Origin of the sequence: Chryseolinea sp. T2 (genome assembly GCF_037203685.1) — a bacterium.
Classification (GTDB): domain Bacteria; phylum Bacteroidota; class Bacteroidia; order Cytophagales; family Cyclobacteriaceae; genus Chryseolinea.
Genome location: NZ_JBBCAU010000003.1, coordinates 563,652 through 586,878, shown reverse-complemented (window position 1 = coordinate 586,878; position 23,227 = coordinate 563,652). Strand labels below are relative to the sequence as shown.

Annotated in this window: 18 protein-coding genes and 4 tRNA genes; 21 read left to right on the top strand and 1 reads right to left on the bottom strand. The window is 47.8% G+C overall.

All coding sequences use genetic code 11. The features are described from left to right. Positions 1–23: 23 nt before the first annotated feature. A complete protein-coding gene (gene pdhA / locus WBG78_RS12385; RefSeq protein ID WP_337326735.1) occupies positions 24–1,067 on the bottom strand; it encodes a pyruvate dehydrogenase (acetyl-transferring) E1 component subunit alpha in 1,044 nt (347 codons plus the stop codon). A 75-nt stretch (positions 1,068–1,142) separates the two neighbouring features. Here pdhA and recF point away from each other — a divergent pair, with 75 nt between their 5' ends. The 21 genes from recF (at position 1,143) to fusA (ending at position 23,201) form a co-directional block, all read left to right on the top strand. Then, on the top strand, positions 1,143–2,246 hold the full coding sequence (recF, locus tag WBG78_RS12380; protein WP_337326734.1) for a DNA replication/repair protein RecF: 1,104 nt from the start codon (positions 1,143–1,145) through the stop codon (positions 2,244–2,246). A 58-nt stretch (positions 2,247–2,304) separates the two neighbouring features. Continuing rightward, positions 2,305–2,604, top strand: coding sequence for a DUF721 domain-containing protein (locus tag WBG78_RS12375; RefSeq protein WP_337326733.1), 300 nt, complete (start codon positions 2,305–2,307; stop codon positions 2,602–2,604). Positions 2,605–2,930: 326 nt separating this feature from the next. Beyond that, a tRNA-Tyr gene (locus WBG78_RS12370) sits at positions 2,931–3,013 on the top strand. Positions 3,014–3,211: 198 nt separating this feature from the next. Next, a tRNA-Gly gene (locus WBG78_RS12365) sits at positions 3,212–3,284 on the top strand. A 109-nt stretch (positions 3,285–3,393) separates the two neighbouring features. After that, positions 3,394–3,465, top strand: a tRNA-Thr gene (locus tag WBG78_RS12360). Between the two features lie 393 nt (positions 3,466–3,858). Further along, entirely contained in the window at positions 3,859–5,046 is a 1,188-nt protein-coding gene (tuf, locus tag WBG78_RS12355) for an elongation factor Tu (RefSeq protein WP_337326732.1), read from the top strand. A 191-nt stretch (positions 5,047–5,237) separates the two neighbouring features. After that, positions 5,238–5,313 (top strand) — tRNA-Trp (locus tag WBG78_RS12350). A gap of 259 nt (positions 5,314–5,572) precedes the next feature. Next, positions 5,573–5,764, top strand: coding sequence for a preprotein translocase subunit SecE (secE, locus tag WBG78_RS12345; protein WP_337326731.1), 192 nt, complete (start codon positions 5,573–5,575; stop codon positions 5,762–5,764). A gap of 11 nt (positions 5,765–5,775) precedes the next feature. Further along, complete coding sequence (gene nusG, locus WBG78_RS12340; RefSeq protein ID WP_337327156.1) at positions 5,776–6,333, top strand: transcription termination/antitermination protein NusG; 558 nt, start codon at positions 5,776–5,778, stop codon at positions 6,331–6,333. A gap of 7 nt (positions 6,334–6,340) precedes the next feature. Continuing rightward, positions 6,341–6,784 (top strand): 50S ribosomal protein L11, encoded by a 444-nt coding sequence (gene rplK, locus WBG78_RS12335; RefSeq protein ID WP_337326730.1) that lies wholly within the window; start codon positions 6,341–6,343, stop codon positions 6,782–6,784. Between the two features lie 8 nt (positions 6,785–6,792). Next, positions 6,793–7,491: a 50S ribosomal protein L1 gene (gene rplA / locus WBG78_RS12330; RefSeq protein ID WP_337326729.1), complete on the top strand. Its 699-nt coding sequence runs from the start codon at positions 6,793–6,795 to the stop codon at positions 7,489–7,491. Between the two features lie 11 nt (positions 7,492–7,502). Beyond that, positions 7,503–8,039, top strand: a complete 537-nt coding sequence (rplJ, locus tag WBG78_RS12325; protein ID WP_337326728.1) for a 50S ribosomal protein L10 — start codon at positions 7,503–7,505, stop codon at positions 8,037–8,039. A 37-nt stretch (positions 8,040–8,076) separates the two neighbouring features. Next, positions 8,077–8,457 (top strand): 50S ribosomal protein L7/L12, encoded by a 381-nt coding sequence (gene rplL / locus WBG78_RS12320; protein ID WP_337326727.1) that lies wholly within the window; start codon positions 8,077–8,079, stop codon positions 8,455–8,457. A 153-nt stretch (positions 8,458–8,610) separates the two neighbouring features. Continuing rightward, positions 8,611–12,483 (top strand): DNA-directed RNA polymerase subunit beta, encoded by a 3,873-nt coding sequence (rpoB, locus tag WBG78_RS12315; RefSeq protein ID WP_337326726.1) that lies wholly within the window; start codon positions 8,611–8,613, stop codon positions 12,481–12,483. Between the two features lie 70 nt (positions 12,484–12,553). Further along, positions 12,554–16,867 (top strand): DNA-directed RNA polymerase subunit beta', encoded by a 4,314-nt coding sequence (gene rpoC / locus WBG78_RS12310; protein WP_337326725.1) that lies wholly within the window; start codon positions 12,554–12,556, stop codon positions 16,865–16,867. A gap of 60 nt (positions 16,868–16,927) precedes the next feature. After that, positions 16,928–17,254: a DUF3467 domain-containing protein gene (locus WBG78_RS12305; RefSeq protein ID WP_337326724.1), complete on the top strand. Its 327-nt coding sequence runs from the start codon at positions 16,928–16,930 to the stop codon at positions 17,252–17,254. 18 nt (positions 17,255–17,272) lie between these two features. Continuing rightward, a complete protein-coding gene (locus tag WBG78_RS12300; protein ID WP_337326723.1) occupies positions 17,273–18,466 on the top strand; it encodes a MauE/DoxX family redox-associated membrane protein in 1,194 nt (397 codons plus the stop codon). 247 nt (positions 18,467–18,713) lie between these two features. Then, on the top strand, positions 18,714–19,853 hold the full coding sequence (locus WBG78_RS12295) for an IPT/TIG domain-containing protein (RefSeq protein WP_337326722.1): 1,140 nt from the start codon (positions 18,714–18,716) through the stop codon (positions 19,851–19,853). Between the two features lie 315 nt (positions 19,854–20,168). Next, positions 20,169–20,591: a 30S ribosomal protein S12 gene (gene rpsL / locus WBG78_RS12290; RefSeq protein WP_337326721.1), complete on the top strand. Its 423-nt coding sequence runs from the start codon at positions 20,169–20,171 to the stop codon at positions 20,589–20,591. A 12-nt stretch (positions 20,592–20,603) separates the two neighbouring features. Further along, positions 20,604–21,071 carry a 30S ribosomal protein S7 gene (gene rpsG / locus WBG78_RS12285; RefSeq protein ID WP_025538269.1) on the top strand — a complete coding sequence of 156 codons (468 nt, stop codon included), beginning with the start codon at positions 20,604–20,606 and terminating at the stop codon, positions 21,069–21,071. Between the two features lie 18 nt (positions 21,072–21,089). Then, positions 21,090–23,201, top strand: a complete 2,112-nt coding sequence (gene fusA, locus WBG78_RS12280; protein ID WP_337326720.1) for an elongation factor G — start codon at positions 21,090–21,092, stop codon at positions 23,199–23,201. Positions 23,202–23,227 lie beyond the last annotated feature (26 nt).

The following is a 23,227-nucleotide window of genomic DNA, read 5'->3' as shown; positions in this document are numbered from 1 at the left end:
CGGTACTTAACAAATCGTCTTGATTAGTCCATGATGAACGGGTAGTCCGTTTGGACATACACGTCGGTAAGAGCCTCTGATGGGTCGGGGAATTTCGATTCCTCCGCAAATTTCACGCTTTCCTCTACCTGACCCACGATTTTCTCGTCAATGGCATTCAATTCTGCTTCAGTGGAGAAACCTTTCGTAAGGATGGTTTTGCGTATTACCTCAATTGGGTCGCGTTGTTTATACTGTTCTACCTCGTCCTTGGAGCGATATTTCTGAGGGTCTGACATAGAGTGCCCCTTATATCGATAAGTTCTGAACTCAAGCAAGGTTGGGCCCTCACCTGCGCGCGCTCTCTCTGCGGCCCGTGCTACTGCGCGATGTACGTCTTCAACGTTCATTGCATCGACAGCCTCAGAAGGCATATCATAAGCCTCACCAAGAGTATATAATTCGTGAACATTGGATGAGCGCTGTACTGATGTTCCCATCGCATAGCCATTGTTCTCTATAACAAAAATTGCAGGCAGCTTCCAGAGCATTGCCAGGTTCAATGCTTCGTGAAAAGCACCCTGACGTACTGCGCCATCTCCCATATAGGTGATGGATACATTGCCTGTCTTATTGTATTTCTCAGCAAACGCAAGGCCCGCACCAAGAGGCACCTGTGCCCCAACAATACCATGCCCGCCTACGAACCCTACTTCCTTATCAAAGATGTGCATGGAGCCACCTTTTCCCTTTGTCGTGCCTGTTTCTTTACCGTAAAGCTCTGCCATCAACGCCTTAGGGTCTGTACCCAAAGCCAATGGATGTCCGTGGTCGCGGTACGCAGTGATATACTTGTCACCCTTTCTCAGGGCCGAAACCGATCCGGAGGCACATGCTTCCTGGCCAATGTACAAGTGGCAAAAGCCCTTGATTTTCTGCATGCCATAAAGTTGTCCCGCCTTTTCCTCAAATTTTCGCATGAGCTGCATGCTTTCGTACCAGAAGAGGTACGTTTCCTTAGAGAATTCCTGCTGGTCGCCTTTTGCATCAGCTGCGGGTTCTTTCTTCGCTTTGGTTGTCGTAGGCATATCCCTATTTTTAGTCCGAGTTGCGAAATTAATTGCCAAACGAACATTCGCCAAACTTTCCACATTAATTCCCAGATGCGGCTCGAAACACTCGATATGTTGAATTTTAAGGGGTATGAAGAGGCACGTCTGGCATTCCCTTCCCGCATCAACGTCCTTGTCGGCCCAAACGGCAGCGGAAAAACGAACCTGCTTGATGCCATCTACTTCCTGTCATTCACAAAAAGCGCTTTTGCCACCCAGGACGCCCAGCTGGTCCGGCATGACCAACCCTATTTTATGGTCAAAGGAAGTTTCCTCGACGACTCAGGAATGCATACCGTCACCAGCGGGCAGCAGGGGGGTGCCCGAAAGACTTTCAAGGTCGACGGTCTGGACTATCAAAAAATCAGCGATCATATCGGTCGATACCCTGTTATTCTGTTCGCGCCCGATGATGTCGACCTCATAAGAGAAGGAAGTGAACCCCGGCGGAAATTCTTTGACTCACTGATCTCTCAGGTGGATCACGAATATCTGGAGCAGCTGATACGCTATACACATCACCTGAAGCAGAGGAATAGCCTCCTGCGAATGGGCCAGGACCGAGGAACCATCGACTGGATTGCCATTGAATCCTACGATCATGAGCTGGCCCGAAGTGGTACCATCATTCACGAACGGCGGAAGCATTTTGCAAAGGAGTTTGCCCCGGCATTTGAGCAGTATTGCGCATACATCGTTTCTGGCAGGGAGCGCTACACTATGATATATCAGAGTGAAGTCTCCGAAAATAATTACCTGGAGGCCCTCACAAAATCAAGAACGCGTGATATGGCCTTGCAGCGCACTAATTTTGGCATACATAGGGACGACTTTATTTTCCGGATGGACGGCCACGAGATCAAGAAACTTGGATCGCAGGGACAACAAAAGTCCTTTGTAATAGCCATGCGATTGGCGCAACGGGAAATCCTGAAAAAGTATAAAGGCTTCGAGCCAATTCTGTTGTTAGATGATATCTTTGATAAGCTGGACGACGAAAGAATTGAACGCCTGCTAAAGCTCATTTCAGGCGGATTGGGGCAGCTGTTCATTACTGATGCGCGACCTGATCGGACGGCCGGACTGTTACAGAATGCGGGAATAGAGTCGGCGCTCTATAATATTGAGCATGGCAGCGTGCGTTCGCCGAAGTAACGGTGCCAGTGTCTTGTTTATCTTTGCCACCTGAATAACGAATACCTGGATAAAAGCTATGCGCGGAGGAAAAAAGGATGACATTCAATCGGTTGGCCAGGCCATTCGCGACATGCTGAATAATTACAAGCTGAGCTCGAAGTTTGACGAGGCTAATATTATGGATTCCTGGGAGCGTATTGTCGGGAAGCCTATTTCGCGGCGAACAAAAAAACTTTCGATAAGAAATACAGTGCTGTTTGTTGAGTTCGACTCACCGACGATGCGACGGGATTTTTCGTATCACAAGGAGCACATCCTCGGTATGTTTAAGAAGGAATTTGGGCCGGGGGTTATCACGGAGATTGTTGCGATGTAGGGCAGCTCTTCCAAAGTAGTCCCTGGGGCCTCGCGGCTGAATGAAGGTTCCCCCAGTAGAGCCCCAGCTAAGTCCCAGTTAAGCCCCGGTCTGCCCCCAATCTTCTCCAGAGTCAGTCCACACTTTCCCAGACTTCCCCAGTCTCATAAGGTTGGTCAGTTAAACACCCGTGTTAAAAAAAGGCGTTTGGAAAGGCGTTCGCATCGTTTTTTAAAAACTTGCCATAAGTTTTGAAAAAGTGGAAAACCGTATAATTTTGCACTCTCTTTAAAAAAAGCCTCCTGATTTACGTCGGGAGGCTTTTCATTCGTTCTTAGAGATTTTGAGGGGGAATACCAAAGCGGCCAACTGGGACAGACTGTAAATCTGTTGTCTTATGACTTCATAGGTTCGAATCCTATTTCCCCCACCGATTCATTTGTTGATTTGGTGATCTGTTGATTTGTTGATTGGAAATGCAGCCCGAAGGGCTGGTAGCAATCAGGACAGGGCACCACTTTGATTAGGTGAATTAAATTGAAGGTATGACGTACCTTCGTCGATTTGGTGAAACTGGATTTGTATTTAAATCAGCAAATCAACAGATCACCAAATCAACAAATGTTCTGCGGGAGTAGCTCAGTTGGTAGAGCGATAGCCTTCCAAGCTATAGGTCGCGGGTTCGAACCTCGTCTCCCGCTCAATCCATTTGGAGATGTTGTGATTTAGGGATTTGGGGATTTTGTGCCAGCGCGAAGCGCTGAAACCAAATTTCTAAATCACAATTTCACGACATCGGCAAATGATTCTGCTGTTGTAGCTCAGTGGTAGAGCACTTCCTTGGTAAGGAAGAGGTCGTGAGTTCAATCCTCATCAACAGCTCTCAAAGCGTTGATGTTCGTTGACCTGACGATCGACAGAGCTCAGTGGTAGAGCATGGCGCGTGGCGCGCCAAGGTCGTGAGTTCAATCCTCATCAACAGCTCTCAGAGCTGTGGTGCTTGTTGACCCCGGACTCAAAGAGTTCTTTAACGAATTCAGCTGTTATGCAAGATGGCAACAGCAACAAAAATGTTTTTAACAGTTGTGAAAACGACAATAGTCCCGGGCGTAGCGAACCCAGGTAACCCGTGTTCACGACAAGCGCGTAGGCGACCCTTAATCGACAGGCTTAATATGTTTAGGGTGTAGTTAATCTGCGGATGGCAGAGACGAAAAGTAGTAATCATTCACTATTAGAGACTATACTTTAAACTTTTAACTGGGATTTTCAAATATGGCTAAAGAACATTTCGATCGTTCAAAACCTCACGTAAACGTAGGAACTATCGGTCACGTTGACCACGGTAAAACTACCTTGACTGCTGCTATCACTAAAGTGTTGGCGTCTAAGGGTCTTGCTTCAATGCGTGACTTCTCTTCAATCGACAACGCTCCTGAAGAAAAAGAACGCGGTATCACAATCAACACTTCACACGTTGAGTACGCTACAGAAAATCGTCACTATGCTCACGTTGACTGCCCTGGTCACGCTGACTATGTGAAGAACATGGTTACTGGTGCTGCTCAGATGGACGGTGCTATCCTTGTAGTTGCTGCAACTGACGGTCCGATGCCACAAACTCGCGAGCACATTCTTTTGGCTCGTCAGGTAGGTGTACCTGCACTTGTTGTATTCATGAACAAAGTTGACTTAGTAGACGACGCTGAACTCCTTGACCTCGTGGAAATGGAAGTTCGCGAACTCATGTCAGCATATAGCTTCCCTGGCGACACTATGCCTGTTATCCGTGGTTCTGCACTTGGTGCACTCAACGGAGAGCCAAAGTGGGTTGAAAAGGTAGAAGAACTGATGAAGGCGGTTGATGAGTACATTCCACTTCCAGTTCGTCTTATCGACAAAGATTTCCTTATGCCTGTTGAAGACGTGTTCTCAATCACTGGCCGCGGTACTGTTGCTACAGGTCGTATTGAGCGCGGTGTTATTAACACTGGCGATGCTGTTGAAATCCTCGGTATGGGTGCTGAGAACCTTAAGTCTACTATCACTGGTGTGGAAATGTTCCGTAAGATCCTCGACAGAGGTGAAGCCGGCGATAACGTAGGTCTCCTCCTCCGTGGTATTGAAAAAGAGCAGATCCGTCGCGGTATGGTTATCTGTAAGCCTGGTTCTGTGAAGCCACACGCTAAGTTCAAAGCTGAGGTTTACGTATTGTCGAAGGAAGAAGGTGGTCGTCACACGCCATTCTTCAACAAATACCGTCCTCAGTTCTACTTCCGCACAACTGACGTTACTGGCGAAGTAAAACTTCCTGCAGGTGTTGAAATGGTTATGCCTGGTGATAACATTTCTATCGAAGTTGAGCTTATCAACAAGATCGCTATGGAGAAAGGTCTCCGTTTCGCTATCCGCGAAGGTGGTCGTACGGTAGGATCTGGCCAGGTAACTGAGATTCTGGACTAATTCACTGATATTCAGTAATAAAGAGCGTTTCTGAAATTTTTCAGGAACGCTTTTGTTTTCTGTTCCATTGTTCTACCTTTGCAGTCCTTTTGGGCTGAGGTAGGTGTTTACGGCTCAGGAGTTTGAGCTGTCACCGCTAAAGTCCGTAAAAAGGCGCCGAACAGGGCGAAAAAGGCAATAAAGGAATAGAAACGGGTGTAGCTCAATTGGTAGAGTAGCGGTCTCCAAAACCGTTGGCTGGGAGTTCGAGTCTCTCCACCCGTGCCACCAAAGATGTCAAAATTGATTGCTTGCGTAAGCAGGTGATTTTTAAAATAGATAAGGTTCGGAACTGTACCGACCAGCAAATGAAAAGGCCCAGTGTTGGGTTAATTGCAGGGAGGTTAAAAAGCTGTCAATAAGGACAGAGGGGGTTGCGAAGCCAGAATGGCCAACAGAAATGACGGCCGAAGAGGGGAAGAATAATTGATACGGAAGGCCGGTAAAGCTGCATTCCGTATTTGACATTATAAAGAATCAACAGTCCATGGAGAAACTTAAGACCTATTTCGCGGAATCATGGGATGAGATCAAGAACAAGGTTACTTGGTCGAAGTACAGTGAGCTGCAGGGCAGCGCAGTGCTTGTTCTGGTGGCGTCAACCATCTTTGCCCTTGTGATCGGAGCGATCGACTGGGTATTCAAGACAGGTCTTCAGTGGTTTTACAGAGAATTCTAATGCAGAAGGTCATGGGCGAACTGAAGTGGTACGTTCTCAGGGTCGTCAGCGGCCAGGAAAAGAAGGTAAAGTCTTACCTGGAAACTGAGATAGAGCGCTCAAAGCTTACGGATTTTATTCCGCAGGTATTGATCCCTTCTGAAAAGGTATATGAAATGAGAAACGGCAAGAAGCGGGTGAGGGAGCGGAACTTCTTCCCTGGCTACGTGCTGATTTCAGCAGATCTCTCAAACGGGGAGGCACATCACGCTGTCAATAGCATTCCGGGCGTGATAGGTTTTCTCGGCAACAACGGCACCGGGGCTTCCAAGGATCCCGTTCCTCTTCGTCAATCGGAGGTTAACAGGATTCTCGGTAAAGTTGATGAGATTGACGAACTCGAAGAAAAGCTCGATACACCATTTATCAAGGGTGAGTCTGTAAAGGTAATGGATGGACCTTTCAGCGGATTTACCGGGACAGTTGAGGAGATTTTTGAAGACAAGAAGAAACTCAATGTAATGGTGAAGATCTTCGGCCGGAACACTCCGGTAGAGCTGAGTTATATGCAGGTAGAAAAGCTAGACTAAAGATAACATGGCTAAACAAATTGTAGGTTATCTGAAACTACAGGTAAAGGGTGGATCCGCAAATCCGGCACCTCCGATTGGTCCTGCGTTGGGTAGCAAGGGTCTTAATATCATGGACTTTTGCAAGCAGTTCAACGCACGTACTCAGGACAAGCCAGGACAAGTGCTTCCTGTTCTGATTTCGATCTATAACGACAAGTCGTTTGATTTCGTCATCAAGACACCGCCCGCTGCTGTATTGATTTTGGATGCCGCTAAAAAACAAAAAGGATCTGCTGAGCCGAACCGCACGAAAGTGGGTTCAGTAACCTGGGACCAGGTGAAGACCATCGCAGAAACAAAGATGCCAGACCTCAACGCCTTCAAGATTGAATCAGCTATGAAGATGGTGGCAGGTACGGCAAGAAGCTTAGGTATTACAGTTTCCGGTACTCCCCCTTGGGACAAATAATTAAGGAGATGGCAAAGCTTACTAAAAACAGAAAAGCAATTCAGGCGAAGTTTAATCCTGCAACGGAGTACTCGCTGGAAGATGCTTCCAAACTGGTGAAGGAAATTACCTTCACGAAGTTCGATGCCTCTGTTGATGTGGACATTCGTCTCGGAGTTGATCCGAAGAAGTCTGACCAGATGGTTCGGGGCGTGGTAGCGTTACCTCACGGTATCGGTAAAGTAGTGCGCGTGCTTGTATTGTGCACGCCAGACAAAGTGCAGGAAGCTAAAGATGCAGGCGCTGAACACGTCGGCCTCGATGAATTCCTCACGAAAATTGAAGGAGGATGGACAGATATCGATGTGATCATCTGTACTCCAACCGTTATGGCTAAAGTGGGTAAGCTCGGAAAGATTCTCGGTCCGCGCGGTTTGATGCCCAATCCTAAATCAGGAACTGTTACGCTCGAAGTTGGTAAGGCGGTGAAAGAAGTAAAAGCCGGTAAGATCGACTTCAAAATTGATAAGCAAGGTATCATTCACGTAAGCGTTGGAAAAGCTTCCTTTTCAGCTGAGAAAATCAGAGACAACGTGGCCGAAATGATCAATGTGGTATCGAAACTGAAACCTGCATCGGCAAAAGGTACTTACTTCCAAAGTATCACCTTGTCGACGACGATGAGTCCTGGAATCGTGATCGATACTAATTCCATAGCTGGCATTTAAGAACTTACAACATGACCAGAGAAGAAAAAGGACAAATTATAGAGGAGCTTTCGGCTAAGTTTGCTGAGAACAACCACTTCTATATTACTGATGCCACCGGTTTTACCGTTGAGCAAATCAATAATTTCAGAAGGTTGTGCTTCAAGAGCGGTGTTGAGTATCGCGTGTACAAGAACACGTTGATCCGCAAGGCCCTTGAGCGTAACAAGGAAGTTGACTATTCACCGTTGTTTAAGGCGTTGCACGGTTTCTCCGGAGTAATATTCTCCAAGGAGAGCGGCAATGCACCTGCACGTGTGATTAAAGAGTTTCGTAAGAAACTCGAAGGCAAACCAGTATTGAAGGCTGCCGCGATTCAGTCTGACCTTTTCATAGGCGACGAGAATCTCAACATGCTCAGTGAGCTCAAATCTAAGAATGAACTCATTGGCGACGTTATTGCATTGCTCCAATCACCTGCCAAGAATGTTGTTTCTGCACTGCTTAGCGGTAGCAAGAACACAGTTGCTGGCCTCGTGAAAGCACTGGAAGAACGCGGAACTAAATAATTATTGAACAAGAACAGAACTATTAAACTTTACAAAAATGGCCGACATCAAAGCACTCGGAGATCAACTCGTTGAACTCACTGTTAAAGAAGTTACTGAGTTAGCTTCTTACCTTAAAGAAACCTATGGCATCGAACCAGCAGCCGCTGCTGTTGTAGCTGGTCCTGCAGCTGGTGGTGCAGCAGGTGGTGCAGTTGCTGAAGCAAAAACTAATTTTGACGTAGTATTGAAAGCCCCTGGCGCAAATAAGCTTCAAATCGTTAAGCTGGTGAAAGAACTCACTGGTCTTGGTTTGAAAGAAGCTAAAGATCTCGTTGACGGCGCTCCTAAGACTATCAAGGAAGGCTTGCCTAAGGACGAAGCCGAAAATCTCAAGAAGCAACTTACTGAGGCTGGCGCCGAAGTGGAGTTGAAGTAAGTTCTTGAAAGGCCAGGGAACCGTCTAAAAATCATCGGTTAGACCCCAGTCCAGGCGTTTGTCTGGACGGGGTCTATTCCCATTTGTGGCCTTGAACAACTTTTGGTTTTCCATTGTTCTCGTCCAGGATCTCTTACTTAAACGTTACTCACCTTGACAAAAAAGACAATAAACGGTAGAATCGATTTCTCTTCAAGCGAACGAGTACTCGACTACCCCGACTTTCTGGATCTTCAACTCCAGTCATTCAAAGATTTTTTGCAGATCGAAACACCAGCCGAAAAAAGACAGAATGAAGGTCTTTATAAGGTGTTCGCGGAAAACTTCCCTATAAGTGATTCCCGCGAAAACTTCGTGCTGGAGTTCGTGGATTATACCATCGATCCTCCGAAATACAATGTCGACGAGTGCATCGACCGGGGATTGACCTTCTCAGTGCCGTTGAAGGCTAAACTGAGACTGACCTGTAACGACGAGGACAACGAAGATTTTGAAACTATTGAACAGGAAGTGTTCCTGGGCAATATTCCGTACATGACGGAAAAAGGCTCCTTTGTAATCAATGGAGCTGAACGCGTTATCGTATCCCAGCTGCACCGTTCACCAGGTGTGTTCTTTGCCATGAGCAAACACACGAACGGTACGAAGCTGTACTCGGCCCGTATCATTCCTTTCAAAGGATCATGGATCGAGTTTGCGACCGACGTAAACGCGGTGATGTATGCATACATCGATCGTAAAAAGAAATTCCCTGTAACCACACTGCTCCGCGCTATTGGTTACGGATCAGATAAGGATATTCTTGATCTCTTCGGATTATCTGAAGAAGTTGAGGCTACCAAAAACACACTGAAGAAAGTAGTAGACCGGAAGCTCGCCGCCCGCGTTCTCAAGACCTGGACGGAAGACTTCGTTGACGAAGATACCGGTGAAGTGGTATCCATCGATCGTAACGAAGTGTTGCTGGAGCGCGACCACACACTCACTGCAGAGGACGTTGACGTTATTCTGGAGTCTGGTGTGAAGTCGATTATCCTGCACCGCGACGACATTAACATCGCCGACTACCACATCATCTTCAATACACTGGCTAAGGATACGTCAAACTCCGAAAAGGAGGCCGTTGAGTACATCTACCGCCAGCTGCGTAACACTGAAGCTCCTGATGAACAAACTGCCCGTGATATCATCCAAAGCCTTTTCTTCAGCGAAAAGCGTTATGATCTGGGTGAAGTAGGACGCTATAGAATTAACAAGAAGCTTGGTCTCGACCTGAGCTTTGACCATAGAGTATTAACTAAGGATGACATCATCCTTATCGTTAAGTATCTCATCGGACTCATCAACTCGAAAGCAGTTGTCGATGATATCGACCACTTGAGCAACCGTCGCGTGCGTACAGTAGGCGAACAGTTGTATTCGCAGTTTGGTGTAGGTCTCGCGCGTATGGCGCGTACCATCAAAGAAAGAATGAACGTTCGCGACAACGAAGAGTTCAAGCCTGTTGATCTTATCAACGCGCGTACTTTGTCGTCAGTGATCAACTCGTTCTTCGGTACGAACCAGTTGTCGCAGTTCATGGACCAGACCAATCCACTCGCAGAGATAACACACAAGCGCCGTATGTCGGCGCTCGGCCCCGGTGGTCTCTCCCGCGAGCGTGCCGGCTTCGAAGTTCGTGACGTGCACTATACGCACTACGGCCGTCTCTGTACTATTGAGACACCAGAAGGTCCGAACATCGGTCTGATATCATCTCTCTGCGTTCACGCGAAAGTGAACAAGATGGGATTCATTGAAACACCATATAGAAAGGTGGAAAACGGAAAAGTGAAGGTGAAAGATCCTGTCATTTTCCTTACCGCCGAAGAAGAAGATACACACTACATCGCCCAGGCTAAGGTTGCCCTGAAGAACGGCGGTGAGTTCGTTGACGAGAAGATCAAGGCGCGCTTCGAGGGTGACTTCCCTGTAGTTGAGCCTAAAGACCTTCGCTACATGGATATCGCTCCTAACCAGATCGTGTCCGTGGCGGCTTCCATGATTCCTTTCCTCGAGCACGACGATGCAAACCGTGCCCTGATGGGATCGAACATGCAACGTCAGGCTGTGCCCCTTATTCGTCCTGAAGCGCCTATCGTAGGTACGGGTCTCGAGGGTCGCGTAGCTCTTGACTCACGCGCACTCATCCTTGCTGAAGGTAACGGCGTAGTAGAATTTGTCGATGCGAAGAAGATCACCATCAAATATGAGGTGACCGAAGAGCAACAGCTCGCCAGCTTCGACAATGAATTTAAGACATATAATCTGATCAAGTTCCGCAGAACTAACCAGGATACCTGTATCAACCTTACGCCTCTTGTAATGAAGGGACAGAAGATTGTGAAAGGTCAACCACTGTGCCAGGGTTATGCAACCCAGAACGGCGAGCTTGCCCTGGGACGCAACCTGCTCGTGGCATACATGCCATGGCAAGGTTATAACTTCGAGGATGCGATTGTAATCTCTGAGCGTGTTGTGCGCGAGGACGTTTACACTTCAATCCACATCGAGGAATTCGAACTTGAAGTTCGCGATACCAAGCGCGGCGAAGAAGAACTTACTTCGGAAATCCCGAACGTAAGCGAAGAAGCTGTGAAGCACCTCGATGAGAATGGTATCATTCGCATCGGTGCCGAAGTTCGAGAAGGCGATATCCTTATCGGTAAGATCACTCCTAAGGGAGAAACTGATCCGACACCTGAAGAGAAACTCCTCCGTGCCATCTTTGGTGACAAAGCTGGCGATGTGAAGGATGCTTCCCTTAAGGCGCCTCCATCATTGAAAGGTGTGGTTATCGAAACGAAATTGTTCTCGAGACCTAAGCGTGATAAGGACGTACGCACCAAATCGAAGAAGGAACTTGATGCACTGAAGGCTAAGTACAGCAAGCAGTTGCTCGATCTTCGAAATGAAATGATTAACAAGCTTACCACATTGCTGAACGGCAAGAACAGCAATGGCGTGAAGCACAAGTTTGGAGACGAGCTCGTTACCAAAGGCGTGAAATTCTCGCAAAAGGTAATCGACAACAACCTGTTCCCTGACAAGAACATCTACCGCGACGAAAGCAATTACAACGTTCCGGAAGAAGTGAACCTGATTGCTGACGTGAGCCTTGAAAACTGGACGCCTGATGATCACACGAATGAGCTCGTGGCGCAGACGGTGAAGAACTATCTGCTTAAGCGCAACTCTTACGCCGGTGACTTTAAGCGCGAGCGTTTTACCCTCGAAGTGGGTGATGAACTCCCTACTGGTATCGTACAACTTGCAAAAGTATATGTGGCGAAGAAGCGCAAGCTTAAGGTAGGGGATAAGATGGCCGGTCGTCACGGTAACAAGGGTGTTGTTGCCCGTATCGTGCGCGAAGAAGACATGCCATTCCTTCAGGATGGAACGCCAGTCGATATCTGTCTCAACCCGCTGGGTGTACCTTCGCGTATGAACCTGGGTCAGATCTATGAAACAGTTCTCGCATGGGCAGGTCACAAGCTGGGCAAGAAGTATGCAACGCCGATCTTCGACGGTGCTACACTTGATCAGGTGCAGACTGAACTTCACGAGGCAGGTCTTCCTGACTACGGACGTTCATATCTCTACGATGGTCTCACAGGAGAGAAATTCGATCAGCCTGTAACGGTTGGTATGGCATATATGCTGAAGCTCGGTCACCTTGTCGATGACAAGATGCACGCACGCTCGATCGGTCCTTACTCACTTATCACACAGCAGCCGCTCGGTGGTAAGGCACAGTTTGGTGGTCAGCGTTTCGGAGAAATGGAAGTGTGGGCGATCGAAGCATTCGGTGCGTCTCATATCCTCCAGGAAATCCTCACGATCAAATCTGACGACGTTATCGGTCGTGCGAAAGCATACGAGGCGATCGTTAAGGGCGAGAACATGAGGAAGCCGAATATCCCTGAGTCGTTCAACGTATTGGTGCACGAACTCAGAGGTCTTGCACTCGAAATCACTATGGATTAATTTTCTGGTACTACTTCTACCAGCCCGGGCGTGAGCAACGGCCGGGCTGGCGGGGGTTAAACAATACAATATGTCATTCAGAAAAAATAAGAAAATCAACAGCGACTTCTCGAAGATCACCATCAGCCTGGCATCTCCTGAATCAATTCTGGAGAGCTCGCATGGTGAGGTGACGCAACCAGAAACCATCAACTACAGAACTTATAAGCCTGAAATGGGTGGTTTGTTCTGCGAGCGCATCTTCGGACCAGTGAAAGACTGGGAATGTCACTGCGGAAAATATAAGCGCATCCGCTACAAAGGCATCATCTGCGATCGATGCGGTGTTGAGGTGACTGAAAAGAAAGTACGTCGTGAGCGCATGGGCCACATCGAACTGGTGGTACCTGTTGCACACATCTGGTATTTCCGTTCATTGCCTAACAAAATTGGTTATCTGCTCGGTCTTGCTACGAAGAAGCTTGATCAGATCATTTACTACGAACGGTATGTAGTTATTCAGCCAGGTGTTAAGGAAGAAGATGGCGTGAAGCGCCTTGACTTCCTCACTGAAGAAGAATACCTCGACATCATTGATAAACTCCCTCGCGAAAACCAGCTTCTTGACGACAACGATCCTAAGAAGTTTATCGCGAAGATGGGTGCTGATGCATTGGAGATGTTGCTCGCGCGCACTGCCCTCGATCAATTGTCTTACGATCTCCGCCACCAAGCAGCGACAGATACTTCACAACAGCGTAAGGCTGAAGCGTTGAAGCGTCTTAAAGTAGTTGAGGCTTTCCGCGATGCACGCACACGCATCGAGAACAAGCCGGAATGGATGGTGATCAAGATGGTGCCTGTGATTCCGCCAGAGTTGCGTCCACTCGTACCGTTGGATGGTGGTCGTTTCGCGACATCAGATCTTAACGATCTGTACCGCCGTGTGATCATCCGTAACAACCGTCTCAAGCGTCTTATCGATATCAAGGCACCTGAAGTGATTCTCCGTAACGAGAAGCGTATGCTCCAGGAAGCAGTTGATTCATTGTTCGATAACTCAAGAAAAGTAAACGCAGTCCGCTCGGATGGAAACCGCGCCCTGAAGTCTTTGAGTGATATGCTCAAAGGTAAGCAAGGTCGCTTCCGTCAGAACCTTCTCGGTAAGCGTGTTGACTACTCTGGCCGTTCGGTAATCGTCGTTGGTCCTGAGTTGAAACTCCACGAGTGCGGTCTGCCAAAAGATATGGCGGCAGAATTGTTCAAGCCGTTCATCATTCGCAAGCTCATCGAAAGAGGTATTGTGAAGACGGTGAAGTCTGCCAAGAAGATTGTTGATCGCAAGGATCCTGTGATCTGGGATATTTTGGAAAACGTATTGAAGGGTCACCCTGTGCTCCTGAACCGTGCTCCAACCCTCCACAGACTTGGTATCCAGGCATTCCAGCCTAAGCTGATCGAAGGAAAAGCTATCCAGTTGCACCCGCTCGTATGTACGGCCTTCAACGCCGACTTCGACGGTGACCAGATGGCGGTTCACGTTCCGCTTGGACAGGAAGCAATCCTCGAAGCATCGATGCTGATGTTGTCGTCACACAACATCCTCAACCCTGCTAACGGTGCACCTATTACCGTACCTTCTCAGGACATGGTATTGGGTCTCTATTACCTCACAAAGGGCCGCAAGAGCAAAGGCGATCATCCGATCGTGGGTGAAGGCAAGCGCTACTTCTCAGCTGAGGAAGTTATCATTGCTTTCAACGAAGGCAAACTTTCCAAGCACGCGATCATCAAAGTACGTGCTCAGGTTCGCGACAAGAAGACTGGTGAACTCGAATTCAAAACAATCGAGACAGTTGCAGGTCGCGTAATCTTCAACCAGTACGTACCTGAAGAGGTAGGTTTTGTTGATGAACTCCTGACAAAGAAGAAACTGCAGACAATCATTGCAGACGTATTCAAGCAGGCAGGTCAGTCGAAGGCCGCGAAGTTCCTCGATGATATCAAGGAACTTGGATTCCAGATGGCGTACAAAGGCGGACTTTCAATGGGTCTTAACGACGTGAAGGTTCCCGATGAAAAGGCAAAACTTGTTACCAACGCGCAAGAAGAAGTTGACAGCGTTTGGAACAACTATATGATGGGTCTTATCACAGATAACGAGCGCTACAATCAGGTGATCGATATCTGGACCCGTACGAATACACTTCTCACCAACACGCTGATGAAGCAGTTGGAGGAAGATCAGCAAGGATTCAACTCGATCTACATGATGATGCACTCCGGTGCCCGTGGATCGCGTGAGCAGATCCGTCAGCTGGGCGGTATGCGCGGTCTGATGGCGAAGCCTCAGAAGAATCTTGCAGGTTCTGTGGGATCGATCATCGAGAACCCGATCCTTTCTAACTTCAAGGAAGGTCTGGACGTATTGGAGTACTTTATCTCTACACACGGTGCTCGTAAAGGTCTTGCCGATACGGCGTTGAAGACTGCCGATGCAGGTTACCTGACTCGTCGTCTTGTTGACGTTGCGCAGGATCTTGTGATCACTGAAGAGGACTGCGGAACACTTCGTGGTTTGAAGGTAACAGCATTGAAAGACAACGAAGATATCGTTGAACCTTTGTCAGAGCGTATCCTTGGCCGTACAACGGTACACGCGATTTATGACCCGTTGACTGATGAATTAATCTGCGACGCTAACCAGGAGATCACTGATGAACTGGCGAAGCTTATCGAAGACACGAACATCGAGGAAATCGAAATTCGTTCATTGCTCACTTGCGAGTCGAAGATCGGTGGTTGCGCGAAGTGCTATGGACGTAACCTTGCTACAGGTAAGATGGTACAGGCTGGTGAAGCGGTCGGTGTGATTGCAGCGCAGTCCATCGGTGAGCCAGGTACGCAGCTTACACTTCGTACCTTCCACGTGGGGGGTACGGCGTCTAACATCGCAGTTGACGCAAACATTAAAGCGAAATTCAGTGGTGTAGTTGAATTCGAAGGTATCCGTACCATTGAAACAACTGACCGCGAAGGCAATACAGTAAATGTGGTGATGGGCCGCACAGGTGAAATCCGTATCACTGATAAGGATAAGACCCGCGTGCTGATCACAAACCACGTTCCTTATGGTTCATTCCTTACGGTGAAAGAAGGAGCTACGGTAGAGAAAGGCGATGAGCTTTGCTACTGGGATCCTTACAACGCGGTTATCCTTTCTGAATTCGATGGTACAATTGAATATGAATCGATCATCGAGGGTATCACTTTCAAGGAGGAATCAGATGAACAAACTGGTCACCGTGAGAAGGTAATTACCGATACACGTGATAAGACAAAGAACCCTGCAATTATCGTTCGCGGTAAAACAGATTCTAAGTCTTACAACATCCCTGTGGGGGCCCACTTGGCTGTTGATTCAGGAGAGAAGATCAAAGCTGGTCAGGTACTGGCGAAGATTCCTCGTACTATGGGTAAATCGCGAGACATCACCGGTGGTCTGCCACGGGTAACTGAACTCTTCGAAGCCCGTAACCCTTCGAATCCTGCGGTTGTAAGTGAGATTGATGGTGTGGTGACTTACGGAGGTATCAAGCGTGGTAATCGTGAGATCTTCATTGAGTCGCGCGACGGAGTACAGAAGCGTTACCTTGTTCCGCTGTCGAAGCACATCCTTGTACAGGATAATGACTTCGTGCGAGCAGGTCAGCCGTTGTCAGACGGTTCGATCACACCTTCGGATATTCTTTCTATCAAAGGTCCGACTGCAGTTCAGGAGTACCTTGTGAACGAAATCCAGGAAGTATATCGCCTCCAGGGTGTGAAAATCAACGACAAGCACATTGAAGCTATCGTAAGCCAGATGATGCAGAAGGTTGAGATCATTGATCCGGGAGACACAAGCTTCCTTACGAATGAGTACGTAGATAAGCTTCAGTTCCGCGAAGACAACGACGCGATTCTTGATAAGAAGGTTGTAATTGATGCTGGCGATTCGAACACATTGAAGGCAGGTCAGATTATTACTCCGCGCGAGTTCCGTGATGAAAATTCACAGCTGCGTCGTCGTGATGCTAAACTTGTTGAAGTTCGCGATGCTATGCCAGCAGTTTCAAGGCCAACGTTGCAGGGTATCACCCAGGCATCGTTGAAGACTGAAAGCTGGCTGTCGGCTGCGTCCTTCCAGGAAACAACTAAAGTGTTGAGCGAAGCTGCCATCCGTGGTAAGACGGACTGGTTGATGGGCCTCAAGGAGAACGTGATCGTAGGTCACCTCATCCCTGCAGGAACTGGTCAGCGCAAATACAATGACATCATCGTTACTCACGCTGATGAGTATGATGGTACCACGGCCTCTTCCGCTGAACGCACACGCGACAGAGAAAAAGAGTTGCAAGACTAATCAGACATTAATAACCAGAGGGTTGATCCGTGAGGGTCAACCCTTTTTTTTGTAAAAGCCATGGCAGAAGACAAGAACAAGCAACAAAACCAAAATCAGATCAACATCGAGTTATCTGAGGAGATCGCCGAAGGCATATATTCAAATCTGGCGATGATTGCTCACTCAAACAGTGAGTTCGTAATTGATTTTATCCGGCTGATGCCCGGCGTGCCGAAAGCAAAGGTAAAGTCGCGTATCGTCATTACACCGGAACACGCAAAGCGTTTCCTTGCAGCGCTGAAGGATAATATCGACAAGTACGAGGCGAGTTTTGGCGCTATTAAGCGTACCGAAGATATGCCCAAGTTCCCCATGAACTTTGGGGGAACAATCGGCGAAGCATAGTCGTACCGCCTGGCGCTCATGGAAAATCCAGACATTCCTGTGCGCAAGCCGTGGAGACAGCAGGCCATTACGCGCTGTATTGCCCTCGGTCTGATAGCGGGCGTACTAACCTCCTTCAGGTTATGGTGGAAACCTTCGTTGTTTCCAACTCTTCCATTACCAGATATTCAATTTGACGATGTCAATGTGCTGACAGCGGTTTTACTGTTGGCATTATCCGGGGTAGTCATTTCCTCGAAACGGATGTTTGCTTCCGTTGCTGTTCTCACTTTGTTGTGCCTTATGGTGCTGGATCAAATGAAGTGGCAGCCATGGGTGTATTTGTACATGATCATGTTGTTTCCACTTGTGATTTCCGCGAGGACCAGCGTCATATCATTTGCCTATTGGCAACTCGTGATGAGTGGCGTTTACCTATGGAGTGGTGTTCATAAGATGAACCCCAATTTCGTCAGATTATTTATCGGGGAGGTTTCAGGAACTATTGATATACAACTTAATCCGGAGCAGGGACTTGTTATAGTTGCTGGATATGCTGTAGGGCTACTGGAAGCATTGGCAGGCGTGGGTTTGCTGTTTGATAAGACACGGCGATCAGCACTTTGCTTTGTACTCGTCATGCATCTTGCGATTATTGGCTACATAGGAATTCATGACCGCCTGCAAAACAATCTGGTACTGGTGCCTTGGAACGTGGCAATGATCATATTCAATTTCTTGTTGTTTATAGGTCAGGCGCCAGGTTTTGGAGGCGCTCTGCGTCAATTGATGAACAACGTTCGTAGTCAGTTGGCTCAGGTCGCATTACTCAGTGCTGCCTTAGTGCTTGTTTGGATCGTGCCTGCCTTTAACCTTACAGGGCACGTTGATCACTATTTGTCGTTTTCACTGTTTTCCAATAAACCATCGTTCTTCTACGTCGCTATCCGCGACGATCAGCTTGAAAAAATACCTTCTGAAATTCAAAAGCACAGCGTCCCCCTTGCAGGAATGTCTGGAGGAAAAATGATAGACATTGACTTATGGGCACGAGAAGAACTGGGCGTGCCGTTCTATCCGGAAACAAGGACATTTCAAAAGGTCTCAGATTTCTTTTGCGCGTTGGGGATTGAGGAGAGTGGCCTTGTCTTCCTGGAAATCGCAAAAGTCGGCAATGAGAAGAAGGTAACACGTTTTACCTGCGATAAGAAACCAGAGCCTGTTAGTCAGTAAGTTCCTGGTCGTGTACTACCAACTCACCACTCCCTGGCTACGAAAATTCGTTTGTTACCACACTCACATTGATATCCGTATCTGGATTAATTGCCACCAGAGTCGCCGGATAGAAGTATCCTACAATCGGCACCAATGCGTCCTTTAATTGCAGCGACAATATGCCTACACGTAAGATTTTGCCAGACAGTCGCGGAACCGGAGATCATGGCTGCAATACTTTTGGGAACCGTTAATCCCGGTTCACATGAAAAAGTTATCCCTTATTCTACTATCAGTCATTCTTTTAGCGTCCTGTCAGGAGGAAGAGTCCAATCCTGAAATCGTGTCCTTCTCACCCTCGGTAGGAAACTATGGCGACCAGGTTACGATCACTGGAAGCAACTTCGATGAATTTAATGCCGTTTCTTTCGACGGTGTTGAGGCTACAATTGTTTCTGTAAGCCCTAACCAATTGGTTGTTACTGTGCCTGTCGGAAGTAAATCCGGGAGCATCACAATATCAGAAGGCGACAAGCGCATTGAGAGCGCATCGAGCTTTACAGTCACAAGCGGCGCCTGGAAAAAGGTAGCAAAGGCTCCGTTCATCGCGGAAAAGTCATCGACTGTTGCCTTCACGATCGCGCAGTCTGCATACTTTTCAGTCAGGCACTACGAAGAGTCCGGCGACAAAAATGAGTTCTGGCAGTACAACCAGGTCTCGAATACCTGGACTGAGCGCACGCCGATTGCCGTTGACTATGCGCAATCTTTCGACTCGAAAGGTTTTGTCATTGACGGAAAAGGCTACATGATTGAGCCATCGGGCGGCGATCTTCATGAGTACAATCCTGAAACTGACAAGTGGACAGCAAAGAAGGCTCTTAATTTCTACGGGACTGAACAATCTGGAATTTTGGGTGCCTTTTCTGTGGGCGAATTCGGGTATGTGCTGCTTTCCGATCGCACCCTTTACAGGTACACCCCAGCTACCGATACATGGACAGGTGTGAATGTGCCCTCTATGCCCAAAGATGTTTACACTACGGTATCTACATCGGATAAAGTATACTTCCTCGCTTCAGGCTTAAAACTGTACGAATTTACCACTGCCACAACGCCGGCGTCAGTTGTTCAGAAGGCCAGCTCACCGGCGAGTGTGTCTGCAAATCCGGAAATCCTTCAGGGAGCAGGGCAGCAGGCGTTTATTGGCGAATCCTACAATGTGATGGAATTCTGGCAGTACAGCGCGCCAGACAACCGATGGATACAAAAAGCACCCTTTATTGGCGAGCAGGTATATTCGGGAGTCCATTTTTCTATCGGAAATAAGCTATACCTGGGATTTGGAGCAAGTGCCGTCAGCGATGTGCTTCTGCACGATGTTTACGAGTACACGCCTGAATAATCGTTCGGATTTTGGACAACCCTGCTCATAGTCCGGTCTCTTGAAGATCTGAGGATTCTGGGGCAGAGAGATGTTTTGTGATAGCTTACAGAGGCGCCCCTTGGTGGCGCCTTTGCCTTTTTTTGCAGGTGGAGCACAGTACTGCTGCGTTAAGAAAATGCTATTTTTTTACGGATGGAGGCATAAATCGGCTGGTTGTCTGCACCTTTGTCCTGCGAATAGGTCCAAAATCTTTCGAAAAACACTTTGCAAGCTGTTTGCCTTTAGATACCTTTGCAGTCCAAATTTTTGAGAGGTCTATTAATTAAATTATAAATGCCTACCATTCAGCAACTTGTGAGAAAGGGAAGGAACAAATTGACGTTCAAGTCAAAGTCTCCTGCTCTGGATTCCTGCCCTCAGCGCCGTGGCGTGTGTACCCGCGTGTACACTACGACGCCTAAAAAGCCGAACTCAGCCATGCGTAAAGTGGCCCGTGTTCGCCTTACAAACGCCAAGGAAGTGAACGCCTATATACCTGGCGAAGGTCACAATCTTCAGGAACACTCAATCGTACTGATCCGTGGTGGTCGTGTTAAAGACCTTCCAGGTGTGCGTTATCACATCATACGCGGTGCCCTTGATACGGCAGGCGTAAACGGACGTAAGCAGAGCCGCTCTAAGTACGGCGCGAAACGTCCTAAGCCAGGTGCAGCAGCGCCAGCAGCAGGAAAAGGAGCTCCAGCTAAGAAAAAATAATATTCGAGAGCGATGAGAAAGTCAAAACCTAAGAAAAGATACTTACTGCCTGATCCCAAATTTCAGGACACGTTGGTAACGAAGTTCGTTAACTACCTGATGGAAGACGGTAAGAAGAGCGTTGCATACAATATCTTCTACGATGCGGTTGCGCACGTAGAAAAGAAGACGAACGAGCCTGGTCTTGAAGTGTGGAAGCGTGCGATGAGCAACCTTACTCCTTCAGTTGAGGTAAAAAGCCGTCGTGTAGGTGGTGCTACTTTCCAGGTTCCTGTTGAAATCCGTCCTGAGCGCAAGGTTAACCTTACCATTAAGTGGATGATCGACTACGCCAGAATGCGTGGTGAGAAAACCATGATGGACAAGCTTGCTGCCGAGATCATCGCGGCATCAAAAGGCGAAGGTGCGGCAATCAAGAAAAAGGACGACACCCATCGCATGGCTGAGGCGAACAAAGCGTTCTCTCATTTCAGAATCTAATCAGGGACACATATTTCCATGGCAAGAGATCTTAAATACACGCGTAACATTGGTATTGCTGCTCACATTGACGCCGGTAAAACGACTACAACTGAGCGTATCCTTTATTATGCCGGTGTAAACCACAAAATAGGAGAAGTTCACGATGGTGCCGCTACGATGGACTGGATGGCACAGGAGCAGGAGCGTGGTATCACTATCACATCTGCTGCCACTACTGTATACTGGAAGTATCGTGAAAACGACTACCACGTAAACATTATCGATACGCCAGGTCACGTGGACTTTACCGTTGAGGTAAACCGCTCACTTCGCGTATTGGATGGTCTTGTGTTCTTGTTTTCTGCAGTTGATGGCGTTGAGCCTCAATCTGAAACCAACTGGCGTCTGGCTGACAACTACAAAGTAGCCCGGATCGGTTTCGTCAATAAGATGGACCGTGCAGGTTCAGACTTCCTCGGCGTTTGCAGACAGGTGAAAGAAAAGTTGGGAAGCAAGGCTGTTGCACTTCAGCTCCCAATCGGTGAAGAAGATAACTTCAAAGGCGTGGTTGACCTCGTAAACAACCGTGGTATTATTTGGAATGAAGAGGATAAGGGCATGACTTACAAGGTCGTCCCAATCCCTGATGATATGGTTGAGGAGGCGAAGGAATATCGCGAGAAGCTCCTTGAATCAGTAGCGGAATTCGATGAGACCCTCATGGAGAAATACTTCGAGGATCCGAACTCCATTACTGAAGCCGAAATTTTGAAGGCACTCCGTCAGGCAACGATCGCCATGGCAATCGTTCCGATGGTATGTGGTTCTTCATTTAAGAACAAGGGCGTACAAACTATGCTTGACTATGTGATGGAACTTCTTCCTTCACCGATGGACAAGGATGAGATCATTGGTACCAACCCTGATACTGAAGCCGAAGTAATTGTAAGACCTGACGAAAAAGGCCCTTTCGTTGCACTTGCTTTCAAGATCGCGACGGATCCTTTTGTTGGTCGTTTGTGCTTCGTTCGTGCATATTCAGGCGTACTTGAGTCAGGATCGTATGTGTACAACACGCGGTCTTCACAAAAAGAACGTATCTCGCGCGTGTTCCAGATGCACGCCAATAAGCAGAACCAGATTGAAAGACTCCACTGCGGTGACATTGGCGCCGTAGTAGGTTTCAAAGACATCAAGACTGGAGATACCCTTTGCGATGAAAAGAACAAGGTTGTTCTTGAGTCAATGGTGTTCCCTGAACCGGTTATCGGTTACGCTATCGAGCCTAAGAAGCAGGCTGACGTGGATAAGCTGGGTATGGCGATCGCCAAACTTGTGGAAGAAGATCCTACGTTGCGTGTGAACACTGACCAGGAAACTGGCCAGACCATCCTTCGCGGAATGGGTGAACTTCACCTTGAGATCATCATCGATCGTCTTAAGCGCGAGTTTAAAGTTGAGATTAACCAGGGTGCTCCCCAGGTGGCTTACAAAGAAGCCCTTACAAAATCTGTTGAGCACAAAGAAGTATACAAGAAGCAGACCGGTGGTCGTGGTAAATTTGCCGATATCGTGTTTGAGATCGGACCACGCGACACTTCAGATGGAAAAGAAGGTCTGGAATTTGTGAACGACATCGTAGGTGGTGTTATTCCTCGTGAATTCATCCCTGCAATTCAGAAGGGTTTCGAACAATCTATGTCGAATGGTCCTCTTGCGGGATACCAGATCGATTCAATGAAAGTTCGTTTGTTCCATGGTTCGTACCACGATGTTGACTCTGACTCATTGTCGTTCGAATTGGCTGCACGCCTTGGCTTCAAAGAAGCGGCAAGGAAATGTGCTCCCCAATTGCTCGAGCCGATCATGAGTGTTGAGGTAACTTCTCCCGATGAATTCACAGGTTCTGTAACGGGTGACCTTAACAGAAGACGCGGATTGATGAAGGGTATGGATACCAGAAGTGGTGCACAGCTTATCAAGGCAGATGTTCCACTTTCAGAATTGTTCGGCTATGTAACTGACCTGCGTACAATCACTTCTGGACGCGCTTCAGCATCATTGACGTTCTCGCATTATGCTCCTGTTCCTAAGAACCTTGCCGACAAGGTGATCGAAGAAGTAAAAGGCGCTGCCGTATCGAAGTAATTAGAAACTAATAAAGGATTTAGACG